3 protein-coding genes and 1 pseudogene are annotated in these 3,788 nt (G+C 68.1%); 2 read left to right on the top strand and 2 right to left on the bottom strand.

Annotated features, from left to right (window positions below; all coding sequences use genetic code 11):
• A pseudogene (locus VFF46_RS14445) lies at positions 1-298 on the top strand (MFS transporter); the annotation flags it as partial.
• Positions 299-522: 224 nt separating this feature from the next.
• Here VFF46_RS14445 and VFF46_RS14440 read toward each other — a convergent pair.
• Entirely contained in the window at positions 523-1,347 is an 825-nt protein-coding gene (locus VFF46_RS14440; RefSeq protein ID WP_325037625.1) for a hypothetical protein, read from the bottom strand.
• A gap of 26 nt (positions 1,348-1,373) precedes the next feature.
• Positions 1,374-1,784: a hypothetical protein gene (locus tag VFF46_RS14435; RefSeq protein WP_325037624.1), complete on the bottom strand. Its 411-nt coding sequence runs from the start codon at positions 1,782-1,784 to the stop codon at positions 1,374-1,376.
• A gap of 147 nt (positions 1,785-1,931) precedes the next feature.
• Between VFF46_RS14435 and VFF46_RS14430 the strand changes: the two genes are divergently transcribed.
• Positions 1,932-3,788, top strand: a 1,857-nt coding sequence (locus tag VFF46_RS14430) for a Tex family protein (RefSeq protein ID WP_325037623.1), incomplete at its 3' end; no start/stop codon positions are given.

The raw sequence follows: 3,788 nt of genomic DNA, 5'->3' as shown, positions 1-3,788 counted from the left end.
GTCGATGTCCGACGTCAAGCCCGAGGACGCCGGACTGGCCTCCGGCCTGATCGGCACCATGGGCGAGGTTGGCGCCGCCCTCGGCCTGGCGATCCTCGCAACCCTCTCCGCCACCCACACCGCCGCAAGCACCAAGTCCCCCCTGCACGCCCTGACCGACGGCTACCACTTCTCCTTCGCCGTAGCCGCCGCGATCGTCGCAGCATCGGTAGCCATCGCGGCGACCGTCATGCGCCCCGCAAAGCAGTCAACCGCAACCGAAGACCCCAAGCCCGAACTCCTCTGCGAAGCCGCCTGACCTGGCACCTGAACTCCCCGCAACCCAGCCGGTTGCGGGGAGTTCGTCGTACTCAGACCTCGATCTCACGGACTTCAGCTAGCGGCGTACGCAGTACGGCGAGCGACCGCGAGTACAGGTTGCGGAGCCGAACTCGACCAGCATCAACACACCACACAACGCAGCGACCAGACCCGGCACTCCGAGCCAGGTGGGCCTCCGGCCGGGCCAGTCGACTGGCCTGCTCATTTGCCGGCCGTGCGGTGTCTCAGCAGCTTGCTTGTCGCGAAGAGTACGAGTGTCAGAGCGACGGCGATGAAGATGCTGTGTGGGCGGTTCAGGAACCATCTCAGCAGCAGGAAGAAGCCGCAGAGCATCGTCAGGTGGATGAACACTCCCGACTGGATGGGGTGATCGCGTTCCCAGCGGCTGACGCGTCTCTTGACTGCTTCCGGGGCGATTCCGTACGGAAGCATGATGCTGGCGAGAAGTACCGCCCACAGCATGTTCTCGAAGGTTGGATGCACCACAGCGTTCACGATCCAGGCGAGTGGAACGATCACCTGGATGACGCGATGGAGCAGCGCCGGGTGGTAGCTCTCGACGTACCTGTTGAACTGGCCCATTCTGCTCCCGGCGAGAGGATCGTTGGATGTCGCGGACGGCAGGTACTCGGCCGCCCTGGCGCGGCGGCGGGCAAGCAGGTTGCTGAGTGCCACCAGGATGGCGACGCCGATCAGGATGGTCTGGACGAACGTCCATCCGTCCACGATCGCGGAAACCACCACGAAGCCTCCGGCGGCCAGGAGCACCAGTGCCGACAGCCTTGATACGACCACCCGCGTCTTCGACCACGCCTCGGGACGGTCGTCGTACAGGCTGCGCGGCGCGACGGCGACGAGGACCGACAACAGACACACCAGAGCGATCAACAGACGCTGGGGCCAGCGCTCCGCGCCGGTCAGCCCATACAGGCTGAACAGGAAGACCGACAGTGCGACGAGCCGCTGCGAGCGTCCTGGCCTGCGCGCGATGCGTCGCGTCAAGGCGCCCTCGAAGTCCAGCAGCATCCTGGCGAGGCGACGTACGGCGGCCTTCACGACGGCTCCGCCGTGGTCCTTGCCTTTGTCCGATCGTGTTGGCGGAACGCTCCGACCACGGTGACGGCGATCGCGCTCGGGACGGCGATACACATGCTCGTTGGACGGCTCAGGCTCGCGTATTTTGCCAGGAGGACGAACAGCGAGGTGGCCATCAGGACGAAGCTCAGGATCGTGCTCAGGAGCACGTGCCTGTCGAGGTCTGTGAGACGGGCACGGTAAGCCTGTGGCGCGATCCCCGCAGGCAGCAGCAGGGCGGTGAACACGACGGCGGCCAGGATGTCCTCGAGACGACGGCTGGCGACCGCCTGGAAGATCAGAAGTGCCGGCAGCGCGAAGTTCACCGCCCGACGCAGCCCGGCAGGCGGCTCTAACCTGCGCCCGATGTACTTCGCGAACTGCCCCATGTGGTTCCTCCCCGGGAGGATGATCGCATGGGGTTGTCCACAGGGGGAATGGGACGGGTTTCGGGGTGGGGGGTGGGATGGGGAAGGATATGGGGCCTGACCGGGGCAGAATGCTCGGTGGTTGTTGGGCGTAGAGGGGAACGGACAGTGGTGGTGCAGTCGATCGAGCAGCGGATCGCCGGCGAGTTGGAGGTCGGGGAGAACCAGGTGCGGGCAGCGGTTGCGCTGCTGGACGAGGGCTCGACGGTCCCGTTCATCGCGCGGTACCGCAAAGAGGTCACCGGGATGCTGGACGACGCCCAGCTGCGGACCCTCGAGGAGCGGTTGCGGTATCTGCGGGAGCTGGAGGAGCGCCGGCAGACCGTGCTGGAGTCGATCGACAGCCAGGGCAAGCTGGACGACGCGCTGAAGGAGCAGATCCTCGCCGCGGACACCAAGTCCCGGCTGGAGGACATCTACCTGCCGTTCAAGCCGAAGCGCCGGACGAAGGCGATGATCGCCCGGGAGAACGGTCTGGAGCCGCTCGCCGACGGGCTGATGGCGGACCCGGACGTCGAGCCGATTGCGGCCGCGGCCGTGTTCGTGAACGCCGAAGTCCCCGACCCGCAGGCGGCCCTGGACGGCGCCCGGGCGATCCTGGTCGAGCGGTTCGCCGAGGACGCCGACCTGATCGGTGAGCTCCGCGAGCGGCTCTGGGAGCAGGGCCGGCTGGCGTCCGCGGTGCGGGAGGGCAAGGAGACCGACGGCGCGAAGTTCTCCGACTACTTCGAGTTCGACGAGCCGTTCACGAAGATGCCGTCGCACCGGATCCTGGCGCTGTTCCGCGGCGAGAAGGAGGACGTACTCACGGTCACCGTCGAGCCGCTGCCCGCGGGTGTCGAGGTCGACGGACCGACGGAGTACGAGACCACCATCGCCCGCAAGGTCGGCATCGAGAACCAGGGCCGTCCGGCGGACAAGTGGCTGGTGGAGACGGTCCGCTGGGCCTGGCGGACGAAGATTCTGGTGCACCTCGGCATCGACCTGCGGATGCGGTTGCGGCAGGTCGCCGAGGACGAGGCGATCCGGGTGTTCGCGGCGAACCTGCGCGACCTGCTGCTGGCCGCACCGGCCGGCACCCGCGCGACGATGGGCCTGGACCCGGGCTTCCGGACCGGCGTGAAGGTCGCGGTCGTGGACGCGACCGGCAAGGTCGTCGACACCGGCGTCATCTACCCGCACGTCCCGAAGAACCAGTGGGACCAGTCGATCGCCGCGCTTGCCGCGCTGGCGGGCAAGCACAACGTCGAGCTGATTGCCATCGGCAACGGTACGGCGTCCCGCGAGACCGACAAGCTGGCCGCGGAGCTGATCGCCAAGCACCCCGAGCTGAAGCTCACCAAGGCCGTCGTGTCCGAGGCCGGCGCGTCGGTGTACTCGGCGTCCGCGTTCGCGTCCCAGGAGCTGCCCGGGATGGACGTCTCGCTGCGTGGCGCGGTCTCGATCGCGCGCCGGCTGCAGGACCCGCTGGCCGAGCTGGTGAAGATCGACCCGAAGTCGATCGGCGTCGGGCAGTACCAGCACGACCTCCCGGAGAACTCGCTGTCCCGCTCGCTGGACGCGGTTGTCGAGGACTGCGTGAACGCGGTCGGCGTCGACCTGAACACGGCGTCCGCGCCGCTGCTCACCCGGGTCTCCGGCATCACCCCCGGCCTGGCGGACAACATCGTCCAGCACCGCGACGTCAACGGCCCGTTCACGTCGCGTACGGCGCTGCGCGAGGTCGCGCGGCTCGGCCCGAAGGCGTTCGAGCAGGCGGCCGGGTTCCTCCGGATCCCCGACGGCGACGACCCGCTCGACGCGTCCAGCGTGCACCCGGAGGCATACCCCGTCGTACGGCGGATCCTGGACGCGACCGGGTCGGACGTGAAGGCGCTGATCGGGTCCGCGGAGCTGAAGCGGCTGAAGGCGGCGGACTTCGTCGACGACATGTTCGGGCTGCCGACCGTGACCGACATCCTGGCC

Origin of the sequence: Kribbella sp. (assembly GCF_035655035.1) — a bacterium.
GTDB lineage: Bacteria > Actinomycetota > Actinomycetes > Propionibacteriales > Kribbellaceae > Kribbella.
The sequence above is the reverse complement of the archived record's forward strand: the minus strand, read 5'-3'. Positions and strand labels throughout refer to the sequence as shown.